This window comes from Paenibacillus alba, assembly GCF_013204855.1.
GTDB lineage: Bacteria > Bacillota > Bacilli > Paenibacillales > NBRC-103111 > Paenibacillus_E > Paenibacillus_E alba.
In genome coordinates this window covers 93589-108980 of record NZ_JABMKZ010000011.1, presented here as the reverse complement: position 1 = coordinate 108980, position 15392 = coordinate 93589, and the positions used below count along the sequence as shown (strand labels likewise).

General features: G+C 45.3%; 13 protein-coding genes and 1 riboswitch. Of the genes, 9 read left to right on the top strand and 4 right to left on the bottom strand.

Annotated features, from left to right (window positions below; all coding sequences use genetic code 11):
- The first annotated feature begins 39 nt into the window (after nucleotides 1-39).
- The 5 genes from HQN90_RS16060 to HQN90_RS16040 all read left to right on the top strand — a co-directional run bounded on the left by HQN90_RS16060 (nucleotide 40) and on the right by HQN90_RS16040 (nucleotide 8165).
- Nucleotides 40-1410 (top strand): sugar phosphate nucleotidyltransferase, encoded by a 1371-nt coding sequence (locus HQN90_RS16060; protein ID WP_173220418.1) that lies wholly within the window; start codon nucleotides 40-42, stop codon nucleotides 1408-1410.
- Between the two features lie 219 nt (nucleotides 1411-1629).
- Nucleotides 1630-3132, top strand: coding sequence for a glycosyl hydrolase (locus HQN90_RS16055; RefSeq protein ID WP_246362479.1), 1503 nt, complete (start codon nucleotides 1630-1632; stop codon nucleotides 3130-3132).
- Nucleotides 3133-3170: 38 nt separating this feature from the next.
- Nucleotides 3171-5807, top strand: coding sequence for a discoidin domain-containing protein (locus tag HQN90_RS16050; protein WP_173220416.1), 2637 nt, complete (start codon nucleotides 3171-3173; stop codon nucleotides 5805-5807).
- A 583-nt stretch (nucleotides 5808-6390) separates the two neighbouring features.
- On the top strand, nucleotides 6391-7059 hold the full coding sequence (locus HQN90_RS16045; protein WP_173220414.1) for a hypothetical protein: 669 nt from the start codon (nucleotides 6391-6393) through the stop codon (nucleotides 7057-7059).
- A gap of 14 nt (nucleotides 7060-7073) precedes the next feature.
- Nucleotides 7074-8165 (top strand): toxic anion resistance protein, encoded by a 1092-nt coding sequence (locus tag HQN90_RS16040; RefSeq protein WP_173220412.1) that lies wholly within the window; start codon nucleotides 7074-7076, stop codon nucleotides 8163-8165.
- A gap of 114 nt (nucleotides 8166-8279) precedes the next feature.
- Here the strand turns inward: HQN90_RS16040 and pdxR are convergent, their stop codons facing one another.
- Nucleotides 8280-9707: a MocR-like pyridoxine biosynthesis transcription factor PdxR gene (gene pdxR / locus HQN90_RS16035; RefSeq protein WP_173220410.1), complete on the bottom strand. Its 1428-nt coding sequence runs from the start codon at nucleotides 9705-9707 to the stop codon at nucleotides 8280-8282.
- A gap of 121 nt (nucleotides 9708-9828) precedes the next feature.
- On the opposite strand from pdxR, the gene HQN90_RS16030 reads away from it, so the two are divergent.
- From HQN90_RS16030 to HQN90_RS16020, 3 genes are all read left to right on the top strand, one after another.
- The gene (locus HQN90_RS16030; RefSeq protein WP_173220408.1) at nucleotides 9829-10278 is read left to right on the top strand and encodes a RidA family protein; all 450 of its coding nucleotides are present in this window, start codon (nucleotides 9829-9831) and stop codon (nucleotides 10276-10278) included.
- A 56-nt stretch (nucleotides 10279-10334) separates the two neighbouring features.
- Nucleotides 10335-11006: a ribose-5-phosphate isomerase RpiA gene (gene rpiA, locus HQN90_RS16025; RefSeq protein WP_173220406.1), complete on the top strand. Its 672-nt coding sequence runs from the start codon at nucleotides 10335-10337 to the stop codon at nucleotides 11004-11006.
- Between the two features lie 224 nt (nucleotides 11007-11230).
- Nucleotides 11231-12514, top strand: a complete 1284-nt coding sequence (locus HQN90_RS16020) for a hypothetical protein (RefSeq protein ID WP_173220404.1) — start codon at nucleotides 11231-11233, stop codon at nucleotides 12512-12514.
- 65 nt (nucleotides 12515-12579) lie between these two features.
- Here HQN90_RS16020 and HQN90_RS16015 read toward each other — a convergent pair whose 3' ends face one another.
- Entirely contained in the window at nucleotides 12580-13731 is a 1152-nt protein-coding gene (locus HQN90_RS16015; RefSeq protein WP_173220402.1) for a GGDEF domain-containing protein, read from the bottom strand.
- A gap of 90 nt (nucleotides 13732-13821) precedes the next feature.
- A complete protein-coding gene (locus HQN90_RS16010) occupies nucleotides 13822-14148 on the bottom strand; it encodes a YnfA family protein (RefSeq protein ID WP_173220400.1) in 327 nt (108 codons plus the stop codon).
- Between the two features lie 59 nt (nucleotides 14149-14207).
- Between HQN90_RS16010 and HQN90_RS16005 the strand changes: the two genes are divergently transcribed.
- A complete protein-coding gene (locus HQN90_RS16005; RefSeq protein WP_173220398.1) occupies nucleotides 14208-14816 on the top strand; it encodes a TetR/AcrR family transcriptional regulator in 609 nt (202 codons plus the stop codon).
- Nucleotides 14817-15032: 216 nt separating this feature from the next.
- Here HQN90_RS16005 and HQN90_RS16000 read toward each other — a convergent pair whose 3' ends face one another.
- The gene (locus tag HQN90_RS16000; protein WP_173220396.1) at nucleotides 15033-15221 is read right to left on the bottom strand and encodes a hypothetical protein; all 189 of its coding nucleotides are present in this window, start codon (nucleotides 15219-15221) and stop codon (nucleotides 15033-15035) included.
- Between the two features lie 79 nt (nucleotides 15222-15300).
- Nucleotides 15301-15384: riboswitch (cyclic di-GMP riboswitch) on the bottom strand.
- Nucleotides 15385-15392 lie beyond the last annotated feature (8 nt).

Sequence of the window (15392 nt, the reverse complement as noted above, 5' to 3'; positions counted from 1 at the left end):
GCAACGAATTCTTATAAAACCGAATGGAGTGTGGTTTTCATGAAAATAGTTCTTCTTTCCGGCGGATCAGGTAAACGTCTGTGGCCATTGTCTAATGATTCTAGATCCAAACAGTTTCTCAAGGTATTAGAAGACAGGGATGGCAGAAGTGAATCGATGGTTCAGCGCGTCTGGAGACAGCTTCAAGCTGCTGGGCTTGGGGATTCCGCTTATCTGGCTACCAATCGCTCCCAAGTGGAAATGCTGATGAGTCAACTAGGCAGCGATGCGCCTCTCATCGTTGAGCCTGAGCGTAGAGATACCTTTCCTGCCATCGCTTTGGCGGCTGCCTTTATGTATGATGTGGAAAGTCTGCCGCTAGATACGGTCATTACCGTTATGCCGGTCGATCCTTACGTTGATGAGGCTTTCTTTCATAAGATTAAGGAACTGGAGCAAGTACTTCATGCAACAGAATCCAACCTTGCGTTAATGGGGGTTGTTCCGACGGTTCCTTCGGAGAAATACGGATATATCGTTCCTTCCGAACAGCGCTATGCTGGCACCGAAGGGCTGAAAGTTAATCATTTTGTTGAGAAGCCTAATCGCGATCAGGCTGCTGTTCTCATGGAGCAAAAAGCTTTATGGAATTGCGGGGTGTTTGCTTTCCGTTTGGGTTATATTATCGAACTGATGGTGGAAAAGGGGATTCCGCTTAAGTATGAGGAATTGCTCAAAAATTATAAGAAGCTGACGAAAATTAGCTTTGATTATGAAATTGTTGAGAAAGAAACGAGTATTGTTGTAGTACCTTATGATGGCTACTGGAAAGATTTGGGGACCTGGAATACGCTCACGGAAGAAATGAGTCGTTCACAAATTGGAACAGGCATCGTCACGGAAGATTCCTTCAATACCCATCTGATCAATGAGCTTGACATTCCTGTTACAGTCATTGGGATTAACGATGCTGTCGTGGCAGTCAGCCCTGACGGAATTCTTGTCACCTCCAAAGCGGAAAGTCCGCGCATCAAGGAAGTGATGAATACAATTGAGCAGCGTCCTATGTATGAAGAACGCAGATGGGGGCGCTACCGCGTTATTGATTATGTGAAATATACGGAGGACAACGAAGTTCTGACGAAGCGTATTCTTGTGCGTGCCGGTAAAAATATTAGTTATCAATTGCATTACAAACGCAGTGAAGTATGGACCATTGTGAGCGGTGTTGCGGATATTGTTATTAACGACAAGCTATATCAGGTTAAGCCGGGGGATGTTGTCAGAATTCCAGATGGAACAAGACACAGCATAAGAGCGATAACCGATGTCGAATTCATTGAAGTTCAGAGTGGATCTGAACTCGTTGAAGAGGATAATATCCGAATTTGTTTGGAATGGAAGGACATTCCACTGCACCAGTTTATTTAAGGCCAGCCTTCCAATAATGAACCGCCTTCTATTCGGATAAGAATGGAGGGCGATTATTTGTTTGGCAAGAAACGTACGTTTGGTAAAAACTTGCAATTACCTTAAACTTAGCTGATATTAGCTTAATACTTGATCTGTAGGATAGAACTAACACGAGCTGGATGCAGGCAATATGGCTGGGTGCAGCGTATGGTGTTAATTTATCTTACTGGAGGTTAGATGATGTTTATGAAATACGGAAAGGTGGGTGCGCGAGTTAAGGTGACTTCTTTGCTATTTCTACTCTCATTATTATCACCACAGCTTTTGTTTCACCCCGATATTTCGCATGCTGCGTCCGTTCCGATTAACACACAGGCGACGATTGAAGCGAAAGTCGTCTTGCAGCATCTGTATACGATTTCGGGACTTAAGACTATCAGCGGACAGCACGATTATCTGGAAAGTCCAGATGAATGGACGAACCAAGTGAAGGGAATAACGGGTAAATATCCGGGTATTCATGGTTATGAAATGGGAGCGATTATGAATCAGACGGACAGCGAGCAGGCTTCTCAACGGCAGAATGTCGTTAACAGTGCCATTGCTTGGCATAAGGCTGGCGGTTTAGTCACGATTTCCTATCATGAAAATATTCCCGGTACCTGTCTCTGCTGGTCCAATGTGAAGAAAGAAATGAGCCAAGCAGACTTTGATAAATATGTAACTCCGGGTACGCCGCAGTACAAACAATTGATTGCAGATTTGGATAAAACGGCTGTCTATTTAGGCAAGCTGAAGGATGCCGGTGTGCCGGTATTATGGCGCCCTTACCACGAAATGAACGGTGGCTGGTTCTGGTGGGGTAAGAAAACGAATTTCTCCGCTCTCTGGAATTTGATGTACGACCGTTTCGTTCAAGTCCATCAGCTGAACAATCTGCTATGGGTATGGAGCCCCAACGCTCCCAATGATTCCTCAGATGCGTATGATTTGACGTTTCCGGGGATAAACAAAGTAGATGTACTCGCTGTCGATATTTATGATAATGACTATAATCCAGATTATTATAATAAAATTGTGGAGCTTGCTAACGGCAAACCGATTGCCGTTGGCGAAAATGGGGAATTGCCCAGCAGTTCCATTCTTGCGAACCAAACCAAATGGGCCTATCTCATGACTTGGGGGAAGATGTTGTCTGAAAATAATAGACATGCTGAAATTGCCAGCTTCTATGCTAATCCACGATTGCTTTCGAGGGAAATGTTCCAGGGTGACTTGGAGAATCCGATCATTGTACCGTCGACACCTGCTGCTTCCCGCAATGGTTTGCGAGGAGAGTATTATGATAACAAAGATCTCACCGCTCTGAAGGAAGTAAGGGAAGATGCCAAGATCGACTTCAATTGGTCCAATTCAGCGCCATTTCCATCGATGGAAGCCGACACCTTCTCTGTCAGGTGGACAGGGAAACTGAAGCCAAAGTATTCAGAGACTTACAAAATTTCCACACTGTCGGATGACGGAATTCGGGTCTGGGTGAACGGTATTCTGGTCATTGATAGCTGGTTTAATCAAAGCTGGGTGGAGCGGGCAGGAAGCATTGCTCTTACTGCGGGCACTCCGGTTGATTTCAAAGTTGAGTATTATGACAATACGAATGGAGCTGTGGCTAAGGTTAGCTGGGAGAGTCCATCCCAACCGAAACAAATAATTCCTGACAATGTCCTGTTTCTTCCCTAACGAATAGACAGCATCCTGCAGGAAATGGAGAGAACAGGATGAACAAGAAAAACATCAGATATTGGATTATATCCGTTACCTTTATGATTTTACTGATTGTAACATCGGCTTCCAACAGCCACGGCGTCGTTGCGAAAAAAAAACCTTTCTTAAGCGAGGTGACGCCATTGTCTGCCTTTACGGGTGAACAGATCTGGAAACTTGGAAACTCGAATGATTCGTATGAGGAATTCGGCAAGGAGAGCAGCCAGTTACAGGACTACACGATATCCGCGGCAACAGAAGCGAATCCGGATTGGCGAGCAATTCCGCAAGGACTCAACAAATCGGTGAATCCCAGCCTTCGCTTGCATTTTGCTTTAGGGACAATGCCAGAGCATGGTGTGCTGTTAAAAGTACGGATATTGGATGCGCATAAAGCTGTGCCGCAGCTGGCGGTGTTTTCGAATCGGTTATTATCGGGGCTGATTCAAATTGCCGGCGTCGGTGGAACAACCAGCGCTTACCCTTATAAGAAGACATATGAGCTTTACATTCCTAAGGAGCAGCTGCTGCTAGGCGAGAACGAGTTAAAGCTTGCCGTTGTTGGTTGTCTTTATTGCAACGAGGATGAGAATAAATATCTGTGGTGGAAATGGGATTTCATCGAGCTGGATGCGTTGTCTGAGCCTGCGGTCGAACCGATTCATGGCAAATATATCGAATCCGGGACGAAAGTCAGCAATTTATCTTTCTATTATGATGAGGGGGCCGTTCGACATCTGCCTTATGTCTTGAAATGGCTGGGTATTGCCTATAGCGGCAACATCATGAGGGTAGATTGCGCGACGGATGTGAAGCAGGGCTGCTCAGCGATCAAGCCGTACTATGAAACCTTGCGGGATTACAACACACAAGCTGTTGCACTGCATCTGCATACGGGAAATGTGAAGCTGCAGCCAGACGGCTCGTTACCGGCCGATGCCCAGAAAAAGCTGCTGGATTATGTGAAATCGTATGGCTCGCTGTTCCAGTATTACGAAATTGATAATGAACCTGGGCTTTTTAATCGGGCCAAGGGAGTTAATCTGGCGATTGCGAATTGGTTAAAAGGCCATATTCCTGAGTTGGCTCCACATTTGAAAACCGTTGCTCCTGGCTGGGCTTATGCGCCTTCCTATGCGCAAAGAGCTTGCCGCAATCAAGATGCATCAGGGAAGCTGGCTTGTGGTGAGCCGGATGGCTGGGAAGGTGATCCGGAGCAGCGCTTGGAGCTTGAAGCGGTCACAGATTTAACCAATGGACATGCGTACGGCTCCTCCTATACGGACAATAAAGGCGGCAGCTTCTTGGAAAATCTGCGAACATTTGACGGAGCCGAGGAGGGCTTGCCAAAGCCAATGCTGAATACCGAATATGGTACGTCAGACAGCCATACAGATAACAAGTTGTATGGTGCGAAGCAGCCGAAATCAGCCGTTTTTGATCGGATCATGCGGGCTCATATTGGATTTGCCGATATGTTTATGCAGCATGCCGCGTTTTATCCGAATTACGCTTTGTTCGAGTCGGGTATTGATTTAAACGTTCAGAATCCTGCGCGGATGGTCATTCACAAAAATGCGCCTGATACGGATTCCCGTGTCGGTATTACGAGAAGGCTGAATTTAGCTTATGCGACGCATGGCAAACCATTGCCTTATACGATAATGAACGAATCTGACATCTACGATAAGCTTGTTTATGTTCGTGCGGTGGATACCTCAACCTTAGCGCCATTAGCGGGTTCTGGCGGCAAATCGGACAAGCTGCTCGTGAATTTTGTGAATTTTGAAAATAGCACACAAACGATCCATGCCAAAGTGACCATGCCGGAAGCTGTTCGTTACGAGGGAGAAAGAGTGGGAGCGGGAGATACGTATGAAAGCGCCCGTAGCTATGTAACGGCATTGGATGCAGCACCTGAGCTGGATTTCACTGAAACGCTCGGTCCCGGTGAAGCTGTCCAATATATCCTGACACGAGCTAAAGATGTCAAGTTGAAAGCACCCAGCTGGGTACAGGCTGGAATTCTGGCTGATCATACGATGGAGCTGAATTGGACGGAGTCTGAGGGGGCGCAGACCTATGAAGTTTGGCGGCAAGAGAGCGGGGCCGCGAATTTCATATTAATCGCCAAAGATGTACCTGTTACCCATTTTGTAGATAAGGATATTGTGCTTGGACAAGCCTACAGCTATCAGATTCGAGTTTCTGGCAGGCAGGAAGCATCACCAAAAGCTCAGGCCAAAGCTTCCGATCAAGCACCTTTGAATCGTGCAGATTGGGTTGTAAGCAGCAGCTCAGGGAAGCCGCAGAACGCAATTGACGGCAATCCTTACAGCCGGTGGGATACAGGAAAAGCACAAGCGCCAGGACAGTATTTTCAAGTGGATCTGAAAGAACCTTACCAAATCAGTCGAATTGAGCTTCAAAGTGAAGGCTCTCCCAACGATTATCCGAGGAAATATGAGGTATTCACCTCTATGGATGGGATGAATTGGACCTCACCGATTGCTTCGGGGACCGGATCATCCAACATGACGATAGCCTTTGAAGCACGAAATGCGAGATTCGTGAAGATTGTACAGACATCGAAGGCAGGGAATTACTGGTCAATTTATAATTTGCAAGTGTTTGGGAAGAAAATCGATTGAAGCGATTGAAGCCGTGTATGGTGGCTGACTCCAAGCTAAGTTCAGGTCTGAACGCTGATGCGCGTAAGAGCTACAATTCACACCAGGAATTTCCAACAATGGGGAACTAATGCGTCACGAGCTATGCAGCTGTAAGTGGCGGCTCAGCTAATCTGGAAAACCTGCGAAAATGCAGGTTTTTCCGATCAAATCATGTGAAAACAGAGAAAGCCTGCGAAAATGCAGGCTTTTTCGGCATTTTCATCCTGGAATCGCAAAATCGTGTGAAAAGGATGCACAATCGCAGGCTTTTCCTGGATTTGTTCATTCTCGAGCCGCAAAGGATGCACAATTGCAGGCTTTTCCAGTTTCGCTGATTCCCAAAGGACCGCTGAGCTCAAAGGTGCAGTTTCTGTACCCCAGATCGTCGTGGCTGCCTTAAGCAGGTCTATCTACGTAGGGGATAGCTCCTCTGTATTTGTCTCAATAAATTGACTAGACTCTCTATCGGAGCTATCATCAAGATAACGAATGATATCCTATGTACCTGATCTTCTTACATTTTTAAAGGAATGTTAATAGGGAATGGAGGTATAACATACTTATGCCAAAAAAATATAAAGTAGCAGCAGGTTTCACCATTTTAGGCTATCTCATCAGTCTGTTTACGTCCGGGCTTCTGCCGGGTGGTGTTAATTTATTAGTGCCAACAGCCTTTTCGCTAGGCAGCATATTCGTGCTTAGCCGGCGTTCATATACGTTGGACGAGCCGCGCAGTAACGAAAGGTTGAACAATCAAACACCGTCACCAGAAGTTCCTGTTGCTAACAGCAACAGCAGCTCCGCGGTAGAGCCAGAAGCGAAAATGGAGCAGGATACCTTCTGGGGACCCGTCATGGAATATATCCATGTCATTGAAGAAATGGTCATTTCTGAATGTCAGAAGAACACGCTGGATGATGAAATTGTCGAAAAGACACTTAGCTTGCTTTCAAGGGTGAGCCGAATCATTCCCCAGTTAAAAGAGCTTAATGATGGAAACATGAATCATAACATTCAACGACTTATTTTTAAGGATCTCAACGGCGCCATCAACCCTTTCCTCAAGCTTGGGGGAGAAGCAAAGCGGCTCAATCGCCGGCTTCTGCTGAATGGCCTCAGAGACATTAATTCCAAACTTTCCACCTATGTGGAAACGATCGAGCAGAAGGATTTAATCGAATTGCAGACGCGAATGGATCTGATTCAACAACGATATCGGTCAGCTGACTAAAGGAGGAGCAAGACATGTCAACGCAATTGGTGCAATTAAAAGAATCCGATTTGGTCAAAGCAGAGCAAGAGGCAAAGCAACTGCTTCAGAAAGTATCGACGACAGACACAATGGAACTTGAAACACTCATGGATTCGATTGGGCGAATGGGTTCCAAAACGATGGAGCAAGCTGGTCAATCTTTAGCGATGCTGGAGAGACCAGTGAATGAATTGATGTCAGGCAAACGGTCTGATGTGCAAAATAATATTTTGAAGCTTCGCGGGGAAATTGATTCCTTAAGCAAGAGCAAGCAGTTGGGCTTTTTTGAGAAAATGATGAAAAAGACACCGCTCAAAAATTACATTTATAAATATCAATCAGTCAAAACGAATGTCAATGCGATTGTTCAATCGCTGCGCAACGGGAAAGAAACGCTGGAAGAAAACATGGCTTATATGAAAACCTTGAAGCGGAATTCACTCGAATCTGTCTACAATTTGCAGATGCGGATTGCGATGGGGGAGAACCTGAGGCAACTGTTTGAACAAGAGATGGCCAAGCCTGAGAATGAGAGCCGGAAGACACATCTGGAAAGAGGACTGCGCAAGGTGGTCACACGCATCCAATCCTTCCAGGAGATGATTATTCTGTATCAGCAAGCGATTGCTGGAACCGATATTATCAATGACAACAACGATAAATTAATTGATGCGGTTGATGCTACGATTGACAAAACGCAAAATCTGCTGACGGTATCTGCGATGATTTCGATGGCTATCGAAGATCAGGTACAGACGATTGATGCCGTCAATTCAGCTAATTCTACGCTTAACAAAATGTTTGAGGAAAATTCGCGACTGCTGAAGGAAACGACTCAGAGAACGAATGAATTGCTTGGCAAACCAGGTGTGCAAATGGAATCCATCGAGCGGGGAATGACCGATCTCTTCGCGGCATTGGATTTATTTGAACAGTCGAATCGAACGATCATTCAGTCCGCGACTGAGCACACGAAACGACTCGGTTCCATCAGCGAGCAAATGACGCAGCGATTAGGGCTGATGCCGGGGAACCAGACGAATGCGGAACTAAAGGGTTCAGACTTGAACGAGTTGTTGAAGTAGTTAACCTTGCAAAGCTCAGGATGTCAATCTAGTAATGGTTTGTATAATGTTGAACGAAAACCCACACCAACATGAAAATGTATGGACATGGGTTTTTTTCATACCTTTGGCCGTTTAGGAGCTTGCAGGCTCAGGTTGTCCAAACCATGCTTGTTTTAGCAAAAGAATGCCTTGCTTCATCTCTTTTATACGCATTCCGGCAAATCCCAAGTAGATTCTGGGCGAGATGTCATATCGTATACTCTGTGAGATATAAACGATAACACCTGCTTGCTCAGCTAACGCTTGCAATTCTTCGGCTGGGCAGCTTGTCAGAACCGTAACTTCCAAATGCAGCGCCGCACTGTTCGGATTAACTTCCACATACGGTGATAAATGCTGCTGAATGAGTTCAACCAGCAGGCTCCTTTTTTTGCGATACAGAATACGCATTCGACGGATTTGCTGGAACCAATGTCCGCGGTCTATAAACAATTGCATCGCCAACTGGTCAATTCGAGAAGGACAAGTGAGCAGGTGCTGACTACTTTTCAGCTTCTGCGCCAGTGGTAAAGGCAGCACCATATAATTCATGCGAAGCGCAGGCGTAAAGGCTTTGGAGAATGTGCCCAAATAGATGACGACACCCTTGTAGTCGAGCCCTTGGAGAGAAGGAATTGTTTTGCCGGCATGGCGGAATTCTCCATCATAATCATCTTCGATGATATATCGCTCATGGTCATAAGCCCATTGCAGAAGTTGCATTCGTTTGCTGTACAGGAGCGGAGTGCCATTTGGCTGGTGAGAAGGTGTCAAGTAAACGCCATGAACGTTGCTTTGGTCCAAAGCATCAACAATGGTTTCTGGACTGGCAAGGGGAACGTCCCGAATCACAAATTCATTTTGTGCAAAAATGTTTCTAACCTGCGCGATGCCGCCTTCTTCAAAAGCGATCACTTTGGCTGAACCTAGCAAATGGGAAAGAATGCGAATGCTGTTTGAGATACCTGTTCCTATGATAATCTGTTCGGGTATACACGATACTCCGCGTGAGGTTTTCAAGTAGTGAACTAAGCTGGCACGCAGTCCATATTCTCCTTGAGAATCGCCGTACTGATGAAGTGAATTTCCATGCATGGACATGGCGTCCATCCAAACTGACTTCCAAGATCGAATAGGAAGCGACTCGGTGTCGACCGATAACAAATTGAAGTCGATCATCTCTTGGTCTTGCCTTGGCGGCAGCTGATGTTGGACGCTCATTTTGTTTGCCAAAGGGATCGTCGGCTCGTGTCCTGCAAACGAAGGGGCATGGGCCGATGCCGGGGTCACCACAAATAGACCGGAACGCGGTTTGCTCACAGCATAACCTTCCTCCATGAGCAGGTGATACGCTGCCTCAATCGGGGTTTTGCTAATATGTAATGTCACGCTTAAAGAACGAACAGAAGGAAGCTTAGTTCCATCGGCAACTGCGCCGCATTGAATGTAATCTCGGATTGTTCGATACAGCTGCATATATAAGGGACCGGCTTCATTGTCAGGAAGCAGGATGTCAAACATGTTCACTCACCTCATCTGACCCTTTTAATTAACTGGAATCTGTCTATATAAAAATGGTCACATTCAGTATAAGCTAATGCTGACTAGGGATCAATTGGTAACTGAGGAGGCATTTATCACTATGACAGATCATGTGGAGCAAAGATTAGAGAGGCTTGGCATCATTTTGCCGCAAAGAAGCGAGCCAGCGGCTAATTACTCGAATTATGTGAAGAGCGATTCTTACCTTTTCGTTTCTGGGAAAGGTCCTTCTGGCAGCCCCAAAGGGAAACTCGGGCAAGATTATTCAACGGAGGCAGGTTATCACTTTGCGCGCTCGGCAGGCATAGAAGTATTAGCGGTTATCAAAGAGGCCCTGGGACGTTTGGACGGGGTGAAGCGGGTTGTGAAAATACAGGGTTTTGTTAACGCAACCGATTTTTACGAGGAGCATCATCTTGTGCTCAATGGTTGTTCAGATCTTATGTGTGAAGTTTTCGGTGAGCAAGGTATTCACAGCCGTTCGGTTATGGGAGCCAACTCGCTGCGCGGGAATTTGCCAGTTATAATCGAGTCGATTTTTGAAATTTAGGCTTTATGTTACTATGATACTAAGTGTTATAGCTGATTGAAGGGGCTGGAATGAAGATGGATAAAAAGAAACTTGCGGCAGAACATGCTGTTGCTTCTATCGAAGAAGGCATGGTGCTTGGTTTGGGAACAGGATCAACCGTATACTGGATGATTCAGAAGTTAGGGGAACTGGTCAAGGAAGGGCTCAAGATCAAGGGAGTTCCTACGTCGCAGGAAACCGAAGCAATGGCAATGAAGCTAGGAATTCCATTATTACAACTCGCTGATGTCCATGAAATTGATTTAACCATAGATGGAGCCGATGAGGTAAGCGCCAATTTGGAGCTGATCAAAGGTGGAGGAGGAGCATTATTCAGAGAGAAAATGATAGCTTCCATTTCCCGCCGTCTTCTTATTGTCGTTGACGATTCCAAGGTTGTAACTACTCTAGGGGAATTTCCATTGCCTGTCGAAGTCGTCCCTTTCGGATGGGAACTAACGAGCAGAAAGCTCCGTGCATTTGGGTGCGCCCCGGTATTGCGTTTCACGGATAAAGGGCCGTTCATTACCGATAACGGGAATTATATTCTAGACTGCCATTTTGACACGATCCACAATCCGGAAGAATTGAACAAACACTTAAATCTGACGATTGGCGTTGTGGAAAATGGCCTCTTTGTCAACATGGCCGATACGATTATTGTAGGGAGCAATGAAGGCGTATATACGAAGAAGAAATCAATGTGAATACGTACGATTGTGCAAGATGATTGTGCAAGAGCTGCCTTAGCGAACTTATCGCTGAGGCTTTTTTTGTTGAACCAGCACAGAATTTTAAAGTTAAGGATAGGTAGAAAAGTGCAAATTTTCAGTAGTAAAGTGTATTCATTTCAGAGCGATATCGCTTTACTATTAAGAGGTCATCATCAAGGTTATACGAATGAGAAGCTAATGAGGGGAGTGTGAACGATATGCATCCATTTATGGGAATCACCGATTGGGATCGTGTTGGCCTGTCCGTTGAGGCGTCAGCCAAAAGGCTGCAAAGAATCGCCTATGTGGATCGTGGTTTAATGCAAATTGAATGCGGACAACTGATAGCAAGACCTGAATATGAGGTGAAAGGCGCCTTGGCCCGGATGGTCTGGCAAGAGGCTAATCATTATGATGAACTGCGCAGCCGCTGCAAGCAGCTCAGAATGGGCTCGGTTGCTTTTGACAAGTGTCCAGATTCCGGACTTAAAGCAATGATCGACAGGACATTAGAAACTGGTTCGGCATTAACTTTGCTAGTTGTTTTATTCGAAGTGATTAAACCAGCACAAATCCGCGCGATAAGCAGCTATATGGAACAGGCGCAGCCCTTGGTAGATGAACCCACGATTTCACTTCTGAAACGGCAATTACCGGAGCGGGAGGAGCAGATGGCGTGGGGGACAAGCGCGATCCAAGAGCTTTCACTCGCAGCTGCGGAAGAGGAATGTGAATTAGCCGCTAGATGGAAAATCTATGTGAATGGACTTCTTGGGGCCGCAGGCGGGGTTGACGGTACAAGCCCGCGGACTGAAATTCGCGCGGAAGACAAAGTGGTGACCCAACCGTTCCAGCTCCCCCTTCAAAGCACTAGGGACGCTCGTTTTGTTTCGGCTGTCAAGAAGCACAAAGATCAGCATTTTACCGACAATGAGCATGGTCGGTTCGAACAGATGATGTTCACTCGCTTTTTTGAGATGTCACCGGCAGAAGGCGTTGCTTATGTTCATTTTACGACAAAAGGCAAGCCTTGGGCGTTCTACATGGATACGGCACGCCATCTGTGGGACGAGGTCAGACATTCTTGGTTTGGAGAAGCCGCGCTTCGCAAGAAGGGCTATGACATCTATGCTGTGCCGAATTGGACCGGTTGGTACGATTTGACGGCACAGCATTTTGAACTTGATGAGGCTTATACGCATCTGACTATCGCGATTGAAAAGGCAGCCATGAAGTATCCGCCGGGCAAACGGGAAGAATGGGAGTTCTGCCGTGATATTGCTAAGGATCCATTGATGACGACCTTTCAGGATTTCGATTGGGCTGATGAAGTGGTCCATGCCAGCTTCGGTCAGAAATGGATCATAGACGAGATCCATCAAGGAGATAATCGAGCCGCCAAGGCAGCAGCGGAAGCCACCGTGGTGAAACGGCTTGCGTATATGAAAGCATATGAAGAAGGAAAGCAAGCGCACGGCAACCCTTTTGCCGGAGGTTATTAATACGTCAGTGGTATATCAAACAAAAACAGCCCTCAAATAGATATGAAGGCTGTTTTTGTTTGGAGCTAGTGGCGAATGACACCGTTTCTGCCGTTATTTTTTGCACCGTAAAGGGCTTTATCACAGGTTGTGTATAGAGTCTCCAATTGTGTATCGGAATCAGGAATAACCGTAACCACGCCTATGCTTATGGAATAGCGAACCGCGATGTCCCCGATGGTCGCTTCGGCAATGGTATGTCTAAACAATTCTGCCTTATCTGTGGATTCGATTTCATCTGTTCCCGGCAGCAAGATTGCAAACTCATCACCGCCATAGCGACCGAATAGGTCGTTCTCACCTAGTAATGACGTTATTCTCTTGCATAAATCCTGAAGTACGCGATCCCCGGCATCATGACCGTAGGTATCATTAATCGTCTTGAATTCATCAATATCAAAAAGCAGCAAAGAGATCGGCTTCTTCCTTTTGGCATAAGCAATCAGGCTTCCTCTAGCTTGATTTACGAACATTCTACGATTGAGAATGCCGGTTAGATCATCGTAGTTGGCTAATTGCTGCAGCTCGCGGTCTGCCCGTTCTTTCATTAACAGGACAAAACCCGTATTTCCTAAAATCATCACCAGATACAAGACCAGAAAGGAAATCGTCTGATAAATGCTGGGGATAAAGAAACCAATGACTTGTTTCAAAAATAGGGCAAATAAAGCCCGTCCGATCAACATGAAAATAACGATCCCGTACAGGTAACCCATCATTCGCATGAGCAAAGATGATGATTTATCAGTGATCATATGATAAGTAGGGAGAAATAGAATAGTGACCAAGCCGAGTGAAGCGACTGCAATCCGAATATCTTCTTGCTTCAGGAAAATAACAATATGAAATGTGGCAATGTTAATGAATGTCATGAGGTAGTAAAAATTTTTCGTTTGTCTCTGGAACTTCTGTTGAAGCTGCAACAAAGCGATCGTCTCTAAGCTGGCACCCAAAAAGAGAAGCGTATTGGAGAACGAGATTGTAAGAACATCCGGAATGCCACCACGAAGAACAAGGACGAACCATGCAAGTGCTTGTACGCATTTTCCGGCAAAAAAGATATTCATTGTCGATTCTTTCGCGTGTTGACTCCAATAGGCACTAATGAGAATGATCGTAAAAATATGCCCAACAACTAGTGTGATGAAAATCGTCTTCATATCCAATAAGTAATCCAATTGAACCACCAACTTACATACAAGTTCCAAGTCAATTAGAGTATAACCAATAATTCAACATTTTTCCACAAAATCTATCAGGATATTCCCCTAATTTCTGGGTGCCCACAGGATGATGGAGACACCGATTACACAAACTGCGGCGCCAAACCAATCATAGAGGTCAGGTGTTTTTTTATCTACTAGCCATCCCCAGAACAGCGCAAGCAAGATGAATACTCCGCCGTAGGCGGCATAAACGCGTCCGAATGATGGAAAGCTCTGCAGCGTGGGGATGATTCCATATACGATCAGAATGATACTGCCGACGATGCCATACCAGAGGGGCTTGGACTCTTTTAACCAGAGCCAGACCAAATAGCCTCCGCCAATTTCTGCGAGACCGGCAATAATGAATAGTAAGATGGCAATGAACATGTTCTAAGCTCCTTTCTAAGCTCAAGTTTATCATCTTGGCGAGAAGGTGTCTGCTTCATTTGACTTTAATTGAACGATCATTTAACATAAAACTTATGAGACATAAAGATGAGAATAAAAGCGAAGCGATCTTTGAGGCTACGATTCAACTTTTGAACGAAATTGGATTTTCTGACATATCCATGTCTAAGATTGCCAAACGTGCGGATGTTTCTTCGGCGACAATTTATGTGTATTTTGAGAATAAGGAAGATATGTTGGGCAAGTTGTATGTGCGGGTTAAAGAGAAAATGAGTCGACAATTGCTCCTGTTGGTTGATGAGAATTTGCCGCTCCAAGTGCTCTGTGAAAGATTCATGAGAAATTCGCTGCAGTTCATCATGAACAACAAGGATGATTTCATGTTTCTGGAGCAGTTTTCTACCTCCCCATTGATGGACAAATTATGTTTGGAAGATACGTCTTCGATGTTTACTCCTTTGTATGATTTGATCGAGAAGGGGAAGCAGAACGGGGAATTGAAACCCTTGGAGACGATATTAATACTCACGTATTGCTATTTTCCAGTAGCACAGTTAGCCAGAGCTCATTTCAAAGGACAATTCCAGGCAAGCGAAGAAAATTTGCAACAAATCATGAAGATGAGCTGGGATGCCATTAGAAATTAGTCGCGATATTTTGCAAATGAGAGAGCTGCTGCCCTCAATTAGCTGATGGTTCATAGCTAGTTGAGGGCGCAGCTTTATCTGTGCTATCCGGCATGTTATCATATAACAACACTTGTAATTCTGCTTCGGTGAACAGATCGGATGGTTCCATACCGCTTCTCCTCGAAATATGCTTAGATTTACGCTCTTGCTATCATGCTGCTAGGAGATTGGATCTTACCCTTGTTTTCTTTCACTTCTTTTTTTCAGTACCCATTCAATAAATTGATCTAACCGCTGCTCTGAGAAATCAGAGATTTGAAAGTTGAAGTCTTTGACGGTGCTTTCCTCCACATTCGGCAGCTGTGAAGGCAAATTCTTATGCATGTTATTCGTCATAGGCAAATTGAATTGGTTACGATTCATTCTTATCAGTTCCTTCCTCAATTACACGTGTTTAATAATTGCTGTAAGGAAAGAGACGTAAAAAAGACCATCTCTCTCAATGAAAGAAGGTCGGTTGCACTATTCGCTCCACTAGGTCAAAGTGCCCATATAATGACCTAGCTTCAAAGCTCCCTAATATCGTTCTATTTA

Coding starts and splice junctions, on each gene's coding strand:
- HQN90_RS16045 (WP_173220414.1), top strand. CDS start 6,391: ATGCCAAAAAAATATAAAGTAGCAGCAGGTTTCACCATTTTAGGCTAT.
- HQN90_RS16010 (WP_173220400.1), bottom strand. CDS start 14,148: ATGTTCATTGCCATCTTACTATTCATTATTGCCGGTCTCGCAGAAATT.
- HQN90_RS16030 (WP_173220408.1), top strand. CDS start 9,829: ATGACAGATCATGTGGAGCAAAGATTAGAGAGGCTTGGCATCATTTTG.
- pdxR (WP_173220410.1), bottom strand. CDS start 9,707: ATGTTTGACATCCTGCTTCCTGACAATGAAGCCGGTCCCTTATATATG.
- HQN90_RS16055 (WP_246362479.1), top strand. CDS start 1,630: ATGATGTTTATGAAATACGGAAAGGTGGGTGCGCGAGTTAAGGTGACT.
- HQN90_RS16000 (WP_173220396.1), bottom strand. CDS start 15,221: ATGAATCGTAACCAATTCAATTTGCCTATGACGAATAACATGCATAAG.
- rpiA (WP_173220406.1), top strand. CDS start 10,335: ATGGATAAAAAGAAACTTGCGGCAGAACATGCTGTTGCTTCTATCGAA.
- HQN90_RS16060 (WP_173220418.1), top strand. CDS start 40: ATGAAAATAGTTCTTCTTTCCGGCGGATCAGGTAAACGTCTGTGGCCA.
- HQN90_RS16050 (WP_173220416.1), top strand. CDS start 3,171: ATGAACAAGAAAAACATCAGATATTGGATTATATCCGTTACCTTTATG.
- HQN90_RS16020 (WP_173220404.1), top strand. CDS start 11,231: ATGCATCCATTTATGGGAATCACCGATTGGGATCGTGTTGGCCTGTCC.
- HQN90_RS16040 (WP_173220412.1), top strand. CDS start 7,074: ATGTCAACGCAATTGGTGCAATTAAAAGAATCCGATTTGGTCAAAGCA.